Raw genomic sequence first — 14,132 nt, forward strand, 5'->3', positions numbered from 1 at the left:
CGCCCTCTGGTATCACTGCATAAATTAGTGCGGACACTAGCCTCATTCCGCCGCATGTCCAGCCTGATAACATGACATCTTAGCGTCACTTCACGTCGAAAACAGAACAGACAGTGGCCCTGCATTCTTGAAAGCTGACCGCTAGATAAGTACAGGACGATACCATGCCGCAACCACTTCCCCTTGAAGACGGCAAGCTGTCTGCGGCGCAGCGCGAACAGTATTGGGCCGATGGCTTTTTGTTTCCGTTGCAGGTGATGTCGGCGACAGAAGCTCAGGCATTGCGGTCTGAGTTGGAAAAAATCGAACGTGACTGGCTGGAGGCAGACCTTCCCCTTCCGTTGAACACATACAAACGCGTCAATTCGCATTGCGTGATGCCTTTGGCGCATGGCATCGGCTCAGACCCGCGCATTCTTGATGTGGTTGAAGGTGTGCTCGGGCCAAACATCATGGTCTACTCTGTTGAGTTTTTCATCAAGGAACCCAAAACAACCCAAATCGTATCCATGCATCAGGACCTGACGTATTGGGGGCTTGGTGCTGTGGACGGGCTTGTGACGGCTTGGCTGTCCCTGTCACCGGCCACACCGGCATCCGGATGTATGGATTTTGTGAAAGGGTCACACAAGAACCCGATCTTGCCGCATACCGATACATTTGACGACAACAATCTGCTCAGCCGTGGCCAAGAAGTGGCGGTCGAAGTGCGCGAAAGCGACAAATATCCGATTGAAATTCATCCCGGTCAAATCTCGTTGCATCATGGCCTGACAATCCACGGGTCCGGCCCGAACACGACAGGCGACAGACGCATCGCGGCAGTGATCCGCTATTGCACGCCGGAAATTGCCCAACAAACAGGGGGCGAAGACTATGCGACACTGGTCCGGGGGGAAGATGTGCAAAAGAACTTCGTTTCCGTTCCAGCACCTTCAACTCTATTTAGCAAAGAAAGCCTCGATCTTTATCAACACATTCGCGCCGCTCAGGCCAAAGTAATGATGAAAGGCGCAAAAGGCGAAACCGGGATGTACACATGATGGATCAGGTCAATTTCACACAAATGAAAGACGGCACCAAAGCAGAATACGACTTTCTGACAAAACACGAAACAGAGCACACCAAAGGCACGGCGGATCGTTTGCTGAAAGCGTTGGTCGATCTTGATGAAGGCCTATCAGGCTACCAGATCACGCGGCTTGGGCATTCGCTGCAATCAGCGACACGGGCACACCGTGATGGCGCGGATATCGATTGGGTGGTGTCCACGCTGTTGCATGACATCGGCGACATCTATGCGCCCTACAATCACGACGAATACGCCGCCACGATTTTGCGCCCCTTTGTGCGTGAACAATGCAGCTGGTGCGTGCAGACGCATGGCGATTTTCAAATGATCTATTATGGGCACCATGTGGGGGGAAACCCTGACAAACGGGACGCGCACAAGGGGCATATCTATTTCGACGACTGCGTAACCTTCTGTGAACGCTGGGATCAGTCAAGCTTTGACCCCGACTACGACACGTTGCCAATCGAATTCTTCGCACCAATGGTGCACGAGGTCTTCGCGCGCACGCCCTATGATCCCGACGTCATCAAACCCGGCATCCGCGAACCGCTAACACGCTAAGGGCGCACCAGAACCGATACGTCCTTTCCTTTCGCTCAAAATACTTCGGGGTCCGGGGCAGCGCCCCGGTCCTGAGTTAACCTATCAAAAGAACGCCTGAATACCGGTCTGGGCGCGGCCCAAAATCAACGCATGCACATCATGTGTGCCCTCATAGGTGTTCACGGTTTCCAAGTTCATCATATGACGCATGACCTGAAACTCGCCCGAAATACCGTTACCGCCATGCATGTCACGCGACATACGGGCAATGTCCAAAGCCTTGCCGCAGTTGTTGCGTTTCACGATAGAAATCATCTCGGGGGCCGCTTGGGCCGCGTCCATCAAGCGTCCAACTTGCAAAGCACCTTGTAAGCCCAGCGCGATTTCCGTTTGCATGTCCGCCAGTTTTTTCTGGAACAACTGTGTGCCTGCCAAGGGCTTGTTGAACTGCTTGCGATCAAGTCCGTACTGACGCGCCGCATGCCAGCAAAACTCAGCCGCCCCCATGGCGCCCCACGCAATGCCGTACCGCGCACGGTTCAAACAACCGAACGGACCTTTCAAACCGGAAACATTGGGCAACAAAGCATCTTCGCCAACCTCAACCCCCTCCATGACGATTTCGCCCGTAATCGAGGCCCGCAACGACAATTTGTTGCCGATCTTGGGGGCAGACAGACCCTTCATGCCTTTTTCCAGAACAAAACCGCGGATGCGACCGTCATGGGCTTCAGATTTGGCCCAGACCACAAAAACATCCGCGATAGGCGCGTTTGAAATCCACATCTTGGACCCCGAAATCACGTATCCGCCGTCTGTCTTTTTCGCCACGGTCTTCATACCCGCAGGATCGGATCCCGCATCAGGTTCAGTCAGACCAAAGCAGCCGATGAATTCACCAGAAGCCAGCTTTGGCAGGTACTTCATGCGTTGTTCTTCAGAGCCGTAGGCATAGATTGGATACATCACCAAAGACGATTGCACAGACATCATCGATCGGTAACCGCTGTCGATACGTTCGACTTCGCGAGCGACCAAGCCGTAAGATACATACGATCCGCCAAGGCCGCCATATTGCTCTGGCAACGTGACACCCAACAAACCCATTTCACCCATTTCGCGGAAGATGGAAGCATCCGTTTCCTCATTGGCGAACGCATTGATCACACGCGGAGCCAGTTTTTCCGTCGCATAAGCCTTTGCCGAAGCCTGAATCATACGCTCATCTTCGTTAAGCTGCGTGCTCAAGCGGAAAGGGTCTTCCCAATCAAAGCTGCCCAAGTCCGGTTGATCTTTCGCTTTCAGAACTTTTGCTTCTATGTTCATGGTGTGCTTCCTAAATAAATGCCACTTTGCGGCATGTTATGCGAGGTAACGCATAAACACCAATGCCAAGTGATCCTGAATAGCATGAGGAAAACGCATCAATGAAAATATCCCGCCGCAATATTCCATCGACGGCTGCGTTGATGTGTTTGGATGCCGTGGCACAACACGGCAGCGCCACAGCCGCCGCTCAGGTACTGGCCCTGACGCAAAGCGCTGTCAGCCGGCAACTGAAATCCCTGGAACAGCAATTGCGCGTAACATTGGTTGAAAAAGATGGGCGCGGGCTGCGGTTAACGGCGGTCGGCCAACGTTACGCGCATTCCGTACACAGCATTTTGTCCGATTTGAACGAAGCCACATTGACGGCACGGGACACCCCGCAGGCCCACACGCTTGAGCTGGCCATTTTGCCGGGCTTTGGCATGCACTGGCTTGCGCCACGACTGTCTGACTTTGCAGCAAAACATCCCGAAATCACCCTGAACCTTGCGACCCGCTTTGCCCCCTTCGACTTTCGCGCTGCGCGGTTCGATGCCGCAATTCACTTCGGGCGTGAAGATTGGGCAAGCGCACAACATATGGCGTTGATGGCCGAAACAGTGGTGCCTGTCTGTGCGCCGGATGTGGTCGATAGCGACCTCCTTTCACCCACAGAATTGTTGCGACATCCTTTGTTGCATCTGGACACACGGTCCAAAGGCTGGATGCGTTGGTTTCAGGCGCGGGGCGTGAACGACACGCTTCCAACGGGCATGGTTTTTGACCAGTTTTCCACAATGGCACAGGCGGCCATTCACGGGGCCGGGATCGCACTGTTGCCCGATTTTGTCGCTGAACCACATTTGAAAAGCGGTCAGTTGAAGCTGGCCGCATCAGGCACATCGCAAAGCATAGGCGCATATTTTCTGGTCTGGCCGCCTGAACGCAACGACTTCGCCCCATTGGATGCGTTCCGCACATGGCTGGCGGCACAAACCTCGCCAGAATAAGGGAAATGCCGCATGTGCGGCCAAGACGTGCCTCATTCAAGCCTTATTCCCCAAGTAGCGACAATTGTATGTTTTTACGGGTGGGGCCGGAACGCAAAGGAAATACTATGCTGCGAAAAATCGCATGTCTTGCTGCTATGGCGGGTGCCTTCATCTCTACGCCGACGTATGCTGCTGAACACAACATTCTGGTGCTGCCAACGGCCTATTTTCCACAGACATCTTATGTGTCTGCAGGCGATACCCTGGAATTTGCCAACAGCTCTTTGGAAACGATCACCGTCACATCTGTCGACGGCGAATGGACAACTGGTCCGCTTGGTCCGGAACAAAGTGCCACGATCGTCGTGACCGCCGGCATGAGCCGTGACTTCATCCATGAAGGTGTCACGGACGAAAACGGCGACCCTGCCGTCACCGGTATCATTGAATTCGGCTCTGCACCTTTGAAATAACGCTTTTGCGTTTCGTCTCGAATGCGCCGTGTGCCAAATGCAGGACACGGCATGTTGGTTTCACGCAGATAGCGGTTCAATCAGCTGCGCACCATTTGCCCTGTTGGAATTCACAGCACGGTCCACACGGTGCCAGCGCAAAGTATCTTTTGGGGCGGCTCGCATCAGCGTGGCGGCCCCTTTGCCCTGTTCACCCAGCCACTTGCCAACCTGATTTTTTTCCAGAACAACCGGCATCCGGTGATGAATAGCTGACATCGCAGTATTTGCAGCCACAGTGACCGCTGCACAGGTGCGGATCGGTGTGGCCGTGTCAGCGCCCGCCCAGTCCTGCCAAACGGCCGCAAACATCAAGGGCGCTCCATCACGGCGGGTGATATACCAAGGATCGCGCGCACCGTCCGCGCCTTTTGTCCATTCATAGAACCCCGTCGCCACCATGATGCAGCGCCTTTCGCGACAGGCCGTGCGAAAGGCAGGTTTCTCCGCGATTGTTTCCCCACGTGCGTTGATCAATAGCGGACCATCGTTTGGGTTTTTATACCAGTTTGGAATAAGCCCCCACCGCATAGCTTCCAATCGACGCTGTTCCATTTGGGACGTAATCACATGGACCTGCGTTGTCGGACACACATTGAAGTTAGGCACATCCGGCAAATCGTTAGACGGCGCCGCCGCAAACAATTGTGCCATCGCATCATTTGGTAAAGTTATGGCAAAGCGTCCACACATGGGATGTGTCTACTGCGAAAGCGATGCAACCTCAACGCAACAGCGCCATGTGGTGTGCCAAGGCACACCTTACGGCTGCGACGGACGGGACATCTCAAATACGTATTCTGTTCGGCCAACTATTTCCACGTCAGGCCCCAAAGTACCGACGCGCGGCCATCCCAAATGCTGTAACAGCGCTTGGGCGCGCAGGTTGCGTGCATCGGTAATTGCCACGACTTTTGCGACATCCGTTTGTGCAAAAATCCAGTTGACGATCAATTGAACTGCGGCAAACCCAAGCCCGCGCCCCTGACGTGTCCGCGATAGGGTGATGCCCAATTCAGCTTCAGTGCCTTGCGCGTTCACACGCACTCCGCAATCGCCAATCAACTGATCATCATGTGTCTGAGCGATGCCAATCTGGCACCAGCCCCCGAGATTGGGCAGGGGGCCAGTTTGCATATCCGTTAGAAACCTCAAACTTTGTGCGTCCGTCATATCCGTCCAACCTTGAAACTCTGCCACAACCGGATCTTGCCGATACGCTTGGAACGTAGCCAAGTCCCGCGGGGCAAGACGGCGCAACCTGACCTGATGGTCTTCGCATAGTGTCATCGCGTGTACCCTTTCCAAAAGTGCAGCTTGGGTCGCCAAAGAAAAATGCCCCACATCTACTTGAAGCGGGGCATCTATTGTCGGCGCGTAAGGTGCACCTTGGCGCACCTCCGATTGGTTACTTCACGCTGATGCGGCCGTCCGTGTAAGGTGTGAAGGGTCCCTTGGCTGCCAAAAACTCAGCTGTAACATCCGCCAGATCAGGGCCGAAATCATATGCGTTTTCAGCCGTTTTGAACATGGCATAGCCATCCCCACCATTGCGAACATAGTTGTTGGACACCACGCCGTACAGCTTGCCCATGTCGATGGGGGCACCACCAACCATGACGTCGCTGATACGTGCGCCAACTTCGGCTGCAGGATCAACGGCAAAAGAAATGCCCGCCACCTGAGGGAAGCGCCCTTTGCCTTCGTCCATCTGGCTGACGCCGCTTTCCAGCGCTTCAACCATCACCGCGCCCGTCACCTGAAAAGTCGACAGCGTGTTCTGGAACGGCAGCACGGTCAGGACTTCACCCATGGTGATCGGACCCGCATCGATGCTGGCGCGGATACCACCACCGTTCTGGATAGCAATTTCAACGCCTTGATCTTTGACGCGGTCCAACATCGCATCTGCAATAAGCGACCCCATTGAACATTCCATGGCACGGCATACTGCGCGATCACCGCCAATTTCCGTGGCAGCTTCCGCTACAACCTTGTTGCGAATTTCGTCCAAGGGTGCCGCGGCTTCCGCGATACGGGCCACTGTGGCTGCGTCTTCAGCAACCGAGCCGTCCATGATCAAAGGCTCTCCGGCGGCTTCAACAATATCGCCGGCATCGTTGAAGGTGACATTCAGTTCACCCAAAAACTTACCGTATGCATAGGCCTGAACGATAGCGGTGTTGCCGACCATCGTCGGGTACGGGCCTTGTGCGCGCTCATTCGTGTTGGACAACAGCGTGTTGGAATGCCCGCCCACGATCACATCGATGCCCTGCACCGCAGCGGCCACCTTTTGGTCAACACTGTAGCCTGAGTGGCTCAGCACGATGATTTTGTTCACGCCAGCCTCTTGCAGTTTTGCAACTTCAGCGGCCACGGCCTTTTCCGGACTGGAAAATGTGATGTTCGGTCCCGGGCTTGCAAGCTCATCGGTGTCTTCTGGCGTCAGACCGATCAAACCGATCTTTTGGCCGCCGCGCTCAATGATCGTTGATTTTGCAAGTTTGTCCGCCAGCAGCGGTTCTGCCGACACGTCTGCGTTAGACATCAAAACGGGGAAGTTCACTGCAGACATAAAGCCTGCCAAAACTTCAGGACCGTCATCGAATTCATGGTTTCCCACGGTCATCGCATCATAGCCCAGCGTGTTCATCAATTCGGCGGTCAACGCGCCTTTGTAATAGGTGTAGAACAATGTGCCCTGAAACTGGTCACCCCCGTCCACAAGGATCGAATTGTTGGACCGTGCCCGCGCATCCGCAATGGCTGTGACAAGCCGCGCCGAACCGCCAAAGCACTTCCCTTCGGCATTGTCCTCGGATCCGCAACCGGAATCGTATTTGCTGATCGGCTCGAAGCGTGCATGAAAATCATTGGTGTGCAAAATGGTCAAAGTATAATCCGCAGCCGCTGTACCGGCCATCAAAGCCAATGCAGCAACTGATTGTGTCAAACGCATAAACATCACGTGCGCCCCCTGTTGGTTCATGTATGCCCGTACTTTGACCCCCGCCCCCCACAGAGTCAAAGACGGTTTTGTTAACCTTGGGTCAGCATCCGACTGCTTGACCCCAAGCGCACAGAAAGGCATCACGGGACCTATGCTGATTTTGAAAATTTTCCGGGCCGACGAATGGGCCGACTTGCGCGCCAACGGCGAAACCCAAGGTGCGCCCATCGATGTAGCAGATGGCTACGTTCACTTTTCAACCGCCGAACAAGCCGCCGAAACCGCCGCCAAACACTTTGCAGGTGTTGAAGATCTTTTCCTTTTGGGGGTCGAAACCGAGACATTGGGCGATGATCTGAAATGGGAAGTGTCGCGCGGCGACGCGCTTTTCCCCCATCTTTACCGTAACTTGAAGCTGTCTGATGTGGCTTGGGCGCAGCCATTGCCACTGGTAAATGGTATGCACCAATTTCCAGCAGGGGTTGTCTGAAATGGATCATCACATCGACCCGAACCGCGCACAATTCGACGCATTCAAAGATCTGCCACGCGACCAACCTATAGAAATGTTGAACTTGGTAAAGTTCAAGACCCACGCCGAATACCCCGCAGACCATCCGATGCATGGGCAAAACCTGAGCGGCGCGGACGCGTACAAAAACTACGGTTCACAAACAGGGCCAATTTTGCAGAAAGTTGGCGGCACAATTCTGTGGCGTGGTCGCTTTGAAAGCGTTCTGATTGGTCCCGATGACGAAACGTGGGACGCATGTTTCATTGCGCGCTACCCGAATTCCGGCGCTTTTCTGGCAATGGTCACGGATCCGGACTACCAAAAAGCCGTTGTGCACCGCCAAGCAGCCGTTCTGACATCGCGCTTAATCCGGCACGGCACAACCACAGAAGGCGACGCATTCGGATGAAGCTGCTTGCAGAACAACTTGGCCTGAAAGCGCTGCGCAAAATTGACCCCGAAACGGCGCACGGCTTGGCGATCAAAGCCTTGAAAGCAGGGCTTGCGCCGATGCCGGGTCCGGTGACCTCGGATCGGCTAAAGACGTCAGTTGCCGGATTGAACATGCCAAACCCGATTGGATTGGCGGCAGGGTTCGACAAAAACGCCGAAACAGTTGCACCATTGTCTCAGGCGGGGTTCGGGTTCATTGAAGTCGGGGCAGCAACACCCATTGCTCAACCCGGCAACCCCAAACCGCGCCTGTTTCGCCTGACAGAAGACAAAGCGGCCATCAACCGTTTCGGGTTCAACAACGAAGGGGCAGAGGCCATCGCCGCACGGCTGGCAGTGCGGCCAAAAGGCATTCCGGTGGGCATCAACCTTGGTGCCAACAAAACCAGCGCGAACAAAGCCGTCGACTTTGCCGAAGTGCTCAAGCTCTGTGGCCCGCATGTGGACTTTGCAACTGTCAATGTATCATCACCAAACACGGAAAAACTGCGTGACCTACAAGGCCCCATGGCGCTGGCGATGCTGTTGGACGGGGTCATGCAAGTGCGCGGCACCTGCCCGGTATTCTTGAAAATCGCACCGGACCTGACAGATCAGGATCTGGCGGACATTGCCAAAGTGGCACAAGACGCACGCGTGTCCGCGATCATCACCTCAAACACAACTCTGGACCGTGACGGTCTGCAAAGCCCGCACGCGGCACAAGCGGGCGGGCTGTCCGGCAAACCTCTGTTTGAAAAATCGACGCGGGTGTTGGCAAAACTAAGCCGTTTGACGGATATCCCGCTGATCGGCGTGGGGGGGATCAGCACGGCAGAAGACGCGTACACAAAAATCAAAGCGGGCGCATCGGCAGTGCAACTTTACACCGCACTGGTTTATGGGGGCTTGTCGCTTGCCGCAAACATCGCACGCGATCTGGACCAACTTTTGAAACGGGACGGCTTCGCAAGCGTGGCGGAAGCAACGGGAACCGACACCCAAAGATGGCTCTAACCTTATGGCTTCCTTTCGCTGAAAATACTTCGGGGTCCGGGGCAGCGCCCCGGCCTACTGCACAGAACGCTCCAACGCCGGATACCGCGATCCCAGCGTGACGCCACGCGCCACAAAGCTCAAAAGCATGGCAGCCCAAAGCCCATGGTTGCCCCACACAGGCATCGCCAATTCGACAAACCCGAAATAGATCACAAAGCTGATAAACATCATGTTGCGCATATCAGCGCCGCGTGTGGCACCTATGAAAATGCCATCCAGCATCCAAGCGGCACACCCCACCAAGGGGGCCGCAATCATCCAAGGCAGATATTGTCTTGCCTCGACTTGCACAGACACGTCTTTTGCCATCACCTCAATCAGCCAAGGCCCGATCACAGCAAAGGCCGCAGACATGGCAATGCATGTGACCAATCCCCAGCTTGCTGTCAGAACCGCAGACCGACGCACACGGGCAACATCCCGGCGCCCGATGGCCCGCGCGATCAAGGTTTCGGCCGCAAAGGCAAAACCGTCCATCGCATAGGCCGTGATATACATAAACTGTATCAACACTTCGTTGGCGGCCAGTGTCACATCGCCGAAAGCCGCGCCGTAAAATACGAAGGATGTGAAAATTGCCATTAACATGGCAGAACGCAAGAAAATATCGATGTTCACGGATGCCATATGGACAAGACGCGCATGATCAAACACGCGAGGCCAGTCTTTCCACGCGGGATTGGCAAAAGCAGAACGGCACAGCCACAGCCCGACACACGCCCCTAAAATCTCCGCAATAACCGTGGCAAATGCCACCCCTTCGACGCCCCATTCAAGACCAAGCACAAACCATAGATCAAGGCCGATGTTGACACCATTCATCACGAACTGGACGACAAACACACCTGCGGTGCGCTCCATCGCCACCAGCCAGCCTGTCAGAGCAAAAACCGCAATCGCAAAAGGCGCGGACCAAATGCGGATCGCCAAATAGTCCCGTGCAAGGCCTTCAACCTCAGCCGTTGCAGGTGATATCCAGAACGCCCCGTAAAACAGCAAACCCTGCAAGGCGATCAGCGTCACACCCGCACCGGCGGCGATCATCAGGGCGCGGGTCAGCAAAGCGGACACCTCCGCACTGTCCCCTGCCCCTTCGGCTTGGCCAACAAGGCCCACCGTCCCCATGCGCAAGAACCCGAAGAACCAATACAGCGTGGTCAGAATAATCGCGCCCATTGCCACAGCTCCAATAGGGGCTGCTTGTCCCATTTGCCCGACAACGCCTACATCCACCGCCCCCAAAATGGGCACTGTGGCATTGGACAACACAATGGGCAGCGCGATCTTTAGAACACGCTTGTGGGTCAGTGGCTGCGGCGCGGCAGTCAGGTCATGTTCAATCGGTTTTGACACGTAACTTTGGCATCAGAAAATGCCCCGTCGCTTGGGCAAACAGCTTGCTTCGGTTGTCTTGCCACCCTTCCACATGCACCGATGAATAGCGCCGTCCGGCGCGCGTGATCCGCGCACGGGCGTAGGCGTCGCGCGGCAGACCCGATCGCAAGTAATCTACTGTGAAATCGATTGTTTTAGGGAATTTCGGCAGCGGAGTTGTGCTGTCCAGTTCCAACGCTCCCGCTTCCAGATCATCCCAGATTGACGCCCATGTCAGGGCGACAACAGATGTTATTTCCAAAAACGCCGCAGTGACGCCACCATGGATCGCAGGCAACAGCGGGTTGCCGATCAGCTTTTCCTGAAACGGCAGAATACCAGTCAATTCATCGCCTCTGCGTTCAAATTCGACGCCCAGATACTGCACATACGGGCTGCGTTCTATCAGCGCTTTCAGCGCGGCATCGCGGCGCTGTTTGACCACTTGGACGGGTTCGGGTTTTTTGCGCATGTCTATTTCGCCCCCTGCACTGTGAAAGTGCCTGTCGCCATCGCCACAGGGTTTTCCGTGTCCTCGTCTACCGCCGTTGCACGCACGAATGCGACACTTCGGGTCACATGATAACAGGTTGCTGTGGTGCTGACGGCTTGCCCGGGTGTTGCGGCCCGCATGTAATCGATGCGCAAATCAATGGTGGCCGTGCCGCCGGGGTTGGACGGGTGGCTCATCACAGCCGCCCCGCAACAGCTGTCCATGAGGGCCGAAATCGCACCGCCATGCATCACGCCTGTGTCCGGGTCCCCGATCAACCGTTCATCGTAAGGCATGCGGATCGTTGCGACACCTCCGTCCAATTGCATCAGTTCCATTCCCAAATCACGGGCATGGGGGATGGCGGTCATGAATTGCCGCGCCATATTCACTTTATCGGACATTTAGGTCTCCTGCCGTTGCGTGCAATTGAACAGTCCAGTTCAAAAAGGGCAAGTGCCCCTGTTGCGCTTGCCGAATTGCAAGCCTACCTTGCCCACAGGGAGAGCGCGCATGACCGAAGACCGTCTGTCGTTTAAAGAGATGTGCGCCGCGTTCGAGGTAACCCCGAGAACGCTGCGCTATTACGAGTATATTGAACTACTGCAGCCCGACCGCGAAGGTCGGTCCCGTTTTTACGGAGCCCGTGAGCGTGCCCGCATGAAACTGATCATGCGGGGCCGTAAATTCGGCTTTCAGCTGGAAGAAATACGCCAATGGTTGCTGATCTATGAAGATGAAGGCACCGAAGCACAAATGCAGGCGTGGGTGGACATGGCCGACCGCCAATTAAAAGAACTGGCGGAACAACGCGAGCAGCTCAACGAGGCTTTCGCTGAGCTGACCGATTTGCGTCAAAAGGTTGCCAAAGAGTTGAAAGCAAACGCCTAAATCAGCGGGCGGCTTTCATTCCCAACTGCTCTGCCTGCTTGAGCCAGCTTTCGATTTTCTCCGGCTTGGCCAGTTTCACGGACCCCAGCTGCAGGATTTTTCTAGCTTTGATTCCAACAAAATCAAACACTTGATTGCGCAACACCCGTCGCCCCGGCTTGCGATATAGCAGCGTGTCCAAAAGCGGGGGGGTGTCGCTGGTGATGATGGCGTCGCCGGACCTGCCCTTCAGCAATTTGTTCCACCCCATACCGCGCCCTGTGTATTGGTATGCGAAACCCGACGACAAACCGCGGTCCAGCACCGCTTTGGCGCGGGCAGGCATCGACGCCCACCAGTAAGGGTGCACAATCAGAATGTGATCTGCCCACGCCACGTTTTGCTGCCACGCAACCAGATCAGGTTCAAGGCCTTCGGTGCCTTTCAGCGATGGTCCGTCCGTATCAAAATCCATTTCGGACAGCGCCATGTGCCGCACGTTGGCGCCTTTGGCCTTTGCCCCGCTGGCGTAGCGATCCGCAAGGCTCACGCACAGTGAATCCGCGTTCGGATGCGCGACCCAAATGAAGACATTGCGCCCCTGGGCATTGGCAGTTTTTGCAGATGACATGTCATTTCTCCTTTACTTGACATGGTGTCAATTTACACGATGTCAAGTAGGAGATAACTTTACACCATGTCAAGCAATAAAAATCGATCCACCCGCGATGTCATTCTGAAATCCGCATGGAAGGCCCTTGAAGAGACGCCAGACAAAAGTGTCCGCATGAGTGATATTGCCAAACGTGCCGGCGTCAGCAGGCAAGCGCTGTATTTGCACTTTCCCACACGCGGTGATTTGCTGACCGCCACATCACGGTATCTGGATGTCGTTCTGGATGTGGATACCCGTCTGATCCCAAGCCGCACAGCCACAAACGGCCTTGATCGCTTGAACGCCTTCATCACCTTTTGGACCGGTTACATCCCCGAAATATATGGCGTGGCCAAAGCTTTGATGGTGATGAAAGACCACGATGATGCCGCTGCCACCGCTTGGGCAGATCGCATGGGCGCGGTCCACGAAGGCTGTGTCGCAGCCGCCCAGGCCCTGTCTGACGACGGCGCATTGGCAGATGATTTAAGCGTGGAGAAAGCCGCCGATTTGCTATGGGTTTTGCTGTCAGTGCGGCACTGGGAAGACGCTAGAAAAAGCTGTGGGTGGTCTCAGGAAGAATATGTGTATCACATTTCTCGCGCGGCGCGATTGTCGCTTCTCAAACCCGCGTAGCGGTGGGGAAACCTTCAGTCCAATGGACGTCCCACCCAGAGAATCGGCATTCGACAGCGCCAAACCTGTCAGCCGCGCAGCACCATGCTGAAGGTTTTGGGCGAAATTATGCACCAAACATCATATCGCGTTTGCATTTATGGCCTCACAACAAGTTGACGTTGAGTTATCGTGCGTAAACCCTCAAAGTGACGTAACGTACAACTTACGTCAACGTAAGCCCGTATTGTAACTTTACCCATACCTGCCCACGTCATGGTCACATGATGCTGAAAAGAGAACCGAAACGATGTCTGATTTGATGCCTGAAACGATACAAGACAAAACCCTAACGATCCGCGAGATGTGTGAGGCCTTTGGCGTTACACCGCGCACTTTGCGGTTCTACGAGGCCAAGGAACTTCTGTTTCCAGAACGTATTGGTCAAAAACGCCTATTCACCCGTTCAGACCGCGCCCGCCTTAAGTTGATCCTGCGCGGCAAGAGATTTGGCTTTTCTTTGGAAGAAATTCGCCAGCTTCTGGATTTGTATCACGTTGGTGATCAGCAACAGACCCAATTCGCCCGCGCCTATGATGTTGCCAAAGACCGTTTGTCCGACATGGAAGCACAGCGCGACGAACTGACTGAAGCCATTGATGATTTGAAAAGCCAGATGAAGTGGGGCGAGAAAATTCTGGCCTCTATGTCATCCCCGAAAAAAGCGGCCGAATAAG

Annotated in this window: 18 protein-coding genes; 10 read left to right on the forward strand and 8 right to left on the reverse strand. The window is 55.0% G+C overall.

Annotated features, from left to right (window positions below):
* Positions 1-164: 164 nt before the first annotated feature.
* Both ABJL60_RS09215 and ABJL60_RS09220 read left to right on the forward strand, forming a co-directional pair.
* Positions 165-1,043, forward strand: coding sequence for a phytanoyl-CoA dioxygenase family protein (locus ABJL60_RS09215; RefSeq protein ID WP_348376093.1), 879 nt, complete (start codon positions 165-167; stop codon positions 1,041-1,043).
* Positions 1,043-1,636 carry a peptidase gene (locus ABJL60_RS09220; RefSeq protein ID WP_348287395.1) on the forward strand — a complete coding sequence of 198 codons (594 nt, stop codon included), beginning with the start codon at positions 1,043-1,045 and terminating at the stop codon, positions 1,634-1,636. Before ABJL60_RS09215 ends, ABJL60_RS09220 begins: the two co-directional genes overlap by 1 nt.
* Before the next feature lie 84 nt (positions 1,637-1,720).
* Here the strand turns inward: ABJL60_RS09220 and ABJL60_RS09225 are convergent, their stop codons facing one another.
* The gene (locus ABJL60_RS09225) at positions 1,721-2,944 is read right to left on the reverse strand and encodes an acyl-CoA dehydrogenase (protein ID WP_348287354.1); all 1,224 of its coding nucleotides are present in this window, start codon (positions 2,942-2,944) and stop codon (positions 1,721-1,723) included.
* Positions 2,945-3,045: 101 nt separating this feature from the next.
* Here ABJL60_RS09225 and ABJL60_RS09230 point away from each other — a divergent pair, with 101 nt between their 5' ends.
* Together ABJL60_RS09230 and ABJL60_RS09235 are read left to right on the forward strand one after the other, a co-directional pair.
* Positions 3,046-3,936: a LysR substrate-binding domain-containing protein gene (locus tag ABJL60_RS09230; protein WP_348287353.1), complete on the forward strand. Its 891-nt coding sequence runs from the start codon at positions 3,046-3,048 to the stop codon at positions 3,934-3,936.
* Between the two features lie 107 nt (positions 3,937-4,043).
* Positions 4,044-4,391, forward strand: a complete 348-nt coding sequence (locus ABJL60_RS09235; protein WP_348287351.1) for a hypothetical protein — start codon at positions 4,044-4,046, stop codon at positions 4,389-4,391.
* A gap of 60 nt (positions 4,392-4,451) precedes the next feature.
* Here ABJL60_RS09235 and ABJL60_RS09240 read toward each other — a convergent pair whose 3' ends face one another.
* The 3 genes from ABJL60_RS09240 to ABJL60_RS09250 form a co-directional block, all read right to left on the reverse strand.
* On the reverse strand, positions 4,452-5,123 hold the full coding sequence (locus tag ABJL60_RS09240) for an SOS response-associated peptidase (protein ID WP_348376094.1): 672 nt from the start codon (positions 5,121-5,123) through the stop codon (positions 4,452-4,454).
* Positions 5,124-5,192: 69 nt separating this feature from the next.
* A complete protein-coding gene (locus ABJL60_RS09245) occupies positions 5,193-5,720 on the reverse strand; it encodes a GNAT family N-acetyltransferase (protein ID WP_348376095.1) in 528 nt (175 codons plus the stop codon).
* Positions 5,721-5,838: 118 nt separating this feature from the next.
* Positions 5,839-7,398, reverse strand: coding sequence for a bifunctional metallophosphatase/5'-nucleotidase (locus ABJL60_RS09250; protein ID WP_348376096.1), 1,560 nt, complete (start codon positions 7,396-7,398; stop codon positions 5,839-5,841).
* A 136-nt stretch (positions 7,399-7,534) separates the two neighbouring features.
* On the opposite strand from ABJL60_RS09250, the gene ABJL60_RS09255 reads away from it, so the two are divergent.
* The 3 genes from ABJL60_RS09255 to ABJL60_RS09265 are packed head-to-tail and all read left to right on the forward strand — an operon-like array spanning position 7,535 to position 9,346.
* Entirely contained in the window at positions 7,535-7,873 is a 339-nt protein-coding gene (locus ABJL60_RS09255; protein WP_348376097.1) for a DUF952 domain-containing protein, read from the forward strand.
* Between the two features lies 1 nt (position 7,874).
* The gene (locus tag ABJL60_RS09260; RefSeq protein ID WP_348287341.1) at positions 7,875-8,306 is read left to right on the forward strand and encodes a DUF1330 domain-containing protein; all 432 of its coding nucleotides are present in this window, start codon (positions 7,875-7,877) and stop codon (positions 8,304-8,306) included.
* Entirely contained in the window at positions 8,303-9,346 is a 1,044-nt protein-coding gene (locus ABJL60_RS09265) for a quinone-dependent dihydroorotate dehydrogenase (protein ID WP_348376098.1), read from the forward strand. Before ABJL60_RS09260 ends, ABJL60_RS09265 begins: the two co-directional genes overlap by 4 nt.
* A 54-nt stretch (positions 9,347-9,400) precedes the next feature.
* On the opposite strand, the gene ABJL60_RS09270 is transcribed toward ABJL60_RS09265, so the two are convergent.
* Genes ABJL60_RS09270 through ABJL60_RS09280 form a run of 3 tightly spaced genes read right to left on the reverse strand, consistent with a single transcriptional unit; the run spans position 9,401 to position 11,659 of the window.
* Positions 9,401-10,741 carry an MATE family efflux transporter gene (locus ABJL60_RS09270; RefSeq protein WP_348376099.1) on the reverse strand — a complete coding sequence of 447 codons (1,341 nt, stop codon included), beginning with the start codon at positions 10,739-10,741 and terminating at the stop codon, positions 9,401-9,403.
* The gene (locus ABJL60_RS09275) at positions 10,725-11,234 is read right to left on the reverse strand and encodes a PaaI family thioesterase (RefSeq protein ID WP_348287336.1); all 510 of its coding nucleotides are present in this window, start codon (positions 11,232-11,234) and stop codon (positions 10,725-10,727) included. Before ABJL60_RS09275 ends, ABJL60_RS09270 begins: the two co-directional genes overlap by 17 nt.
* Before the next feature lie 2 nt (positions 11,235-11,236).
* On the reverse strand, positions 11,237-11,659 hold the full coding sequence (locus ABJL60_RS09280; protein WP_348287335.1) for a PaaI family thioesterase: 423 nt from the start codon (positions 11,657-11,659) through the stop codon (positions 11,237-11,239).
* 109 nt (positions 11,660-11,768) lie between these two features.
* Between ABJL60_RS09280 and ABJL60_RS09285 the strand changes: the two genes are divergently transcribed.
* Positions 11,769-12,146 (forward strand): MerR family DNA-binding transcriptional regulator, encoded by a 378-nt coding sequence (locus tag ABJL60_RS09285; RefSeq protein ID WP_348287333.1) that lies wholly within the window; start codon positions 11,769-11,771, stop codon positions 12,144-12,146.
* A 1-nt stretch (position 12,147) separates the two neighbouring features.
* Here ABJL60_RS09285 and ABJL60_RS09290 read toward each other — a convergent pair whose 3' ends face one another.
* On the reverse strand, positions 12,148-12,756 hold the full coding sequence (locus ABJL60_RS09290) for an NAD(P)H-dependent oxidoreductase (RefSeq protein ID WP_348376100.1): 609 nt from the start codon (positions 12,754-12,756) through the stop codon (positions 12,148-12,150).
* Between the two features lie 66 nt (positions 12,757-12,822).
* On the opposite strand from ABJL60_RS09290, the gene ABJL60_RS09295 reads away from it, so the two are divergent.
* Both ABJL60_RS09295 and ABJL60_RS09300 read left to right on the forward strand, forming a co-directional pair.
* The gene (locus ABJL60_RS09295) at positions 12,823-13,416 is read left to right on the forward strand and encodes a TetR/AcrR family transcriptional regulator (protein ID WP_348376101.1); all 594 of its coding nucleotides are present in this window, start codon (positions 12,823-12,825) and stop codon (positions 13,414-13,416) included.
* A 313-nt stretch (positions 13,417-13,729) separates the two neighbouring features.
* A complete protein-coding gene (locus ABJL60_RS09300) occupies positions 13,730-14,131 on the forward strand; it encodes a MerR family DNA-binding transcriptional regulator (protein WP_108830210.1) in 402 nt (133 codons plus the stop codon).
* Position 14,132 lies beyond the last annotated feature (1 nt).

It is taken from the genome of Ascidiaceihabitans sp. (assembly GCF_039986515.1).
GTDB lineage: Bacteria > Pseudomonadota > Alphaproteobacteria > Rhodobacterales > Rhodobacteraceae > Ascidiaceihabitans.

Excerpts from the sequence above, each read along its gene's own strand:
- ABJL60_RS09215 (WP_348376093.1), top strand. The coding sequence starts at position 165 with ATGCCGCAACCACTTCCCCTTGAAGACGGCAAGCTGTCTGCGGCGCAG.
- ABJL60_RS09220 (WP_348287395.1), top strand. The coding sequence starts at position 1,043 with ATGGATCAGGTCAATTTCACACAAATGAAAGACGGCACCAAAGCAGAA.
- ABJL60_RS09225 (WP_348287354.1), bottom strand. The coding sequence starts at position 2,944 with ATGAACATAGAAGCAAAAGTTCTGAAAGCGAAAGATCAACCGGACTTG.
- ABJL60_RS09230 (WP_348287353.1), top strand. The coding sequence starts at position 3,046 with ATGAAAATATCCCGCCGCAATATTCCATCGACGGCTGCGTTGATGTGT.
- ABJL60_RS09235 (WP_348287351.1), top strand. The coding sequence starts at position 4,044 with ATGCTGCGAAAAATCGCATGTCTTGCTGCTATGGCGGGTGCCTTCATC.
- ABJL60_RS09240 (WP_348376094.1), bottom strand. The coding sequence starts at position 5,123 with ATGTGTGGACGCTTTGCCATAACTTTACCAAATGATGCGATGGCACAA.
- ABJL60_RS09245 (WP_348376095.1), bottom strand. The coding sequence starts at position 5,720 with ATGACACTATGCGAAGACCATCAGGTCAGGTTGCGCCGTCTTGCCCCG.
- ABJL60_RS09250 (WP_348376096.1), bottom strand. The coding sequence starts at position 7,398 with ATGTTTATGCGTTTGACACAATCAGTTGCTGCATTGGCTTTGATGGCC.
- ABJL60_RS09255 (WP_348376097.1), top strand. The coding sequence starts at position 7,535 with ATGCTGATTTTGAAAATTTTCCGGGCCGACGAATGGGCCGACTTGCGC.
- ABJL60_RS09260 (WP_348287341.1), top strand. The coding sequence starts at position 7,875 with ATGGATCATCACATCGACCCGAACCGCGCACAATTCGACGCATTCAAA.
- ABJL60_RS09265 (WP_348376098.1), top strand. The coding sequence starts at position 8,303 with ATGAAGCTGCTTGCAGAACAACTTGGCCTGAAAGCGCTGCGCAAAATT.
- ABJL60_RS09275 (WP_348287336.1), bottom strand. The coding sequence starts at position 11,234 with ATGCGCAAAAAACCCGAACCCGTCCAAGTGGTCAAACAGCGCCGCGAT.
- ABJL60_RS09280 (WP_348287335.1), bottom strand. The coding sequence starts at position 11,659 with ATGTCCGATAAAGTGAATATGGCGCGGCAATTCATGACCGCCATCCCC.
- ABJL60_RS09285 (WP_348287333.1), top strand. The coding sequence starts at position 11,769 with ATGACCGAAGACCGTCTGTCGTTTAAAGAGATGTGCGCCGCGTTCGAG.
- ABJL60_RS09290 (WP_348376100.1), bottom strand. The coding sequence starts at position 12,756 with ATGTCATCTGCAAAAACTGCCAATGCCCAGGGGCGCAATGTCTTCATT.
- ABJL60_RS09295 (WP_348376101.1), top strand. The coding sequence starts at position 12,823 with ATGTCAAGCAATAAAAATCGATCCACCCGCGATGTCATTCTGAAATCC.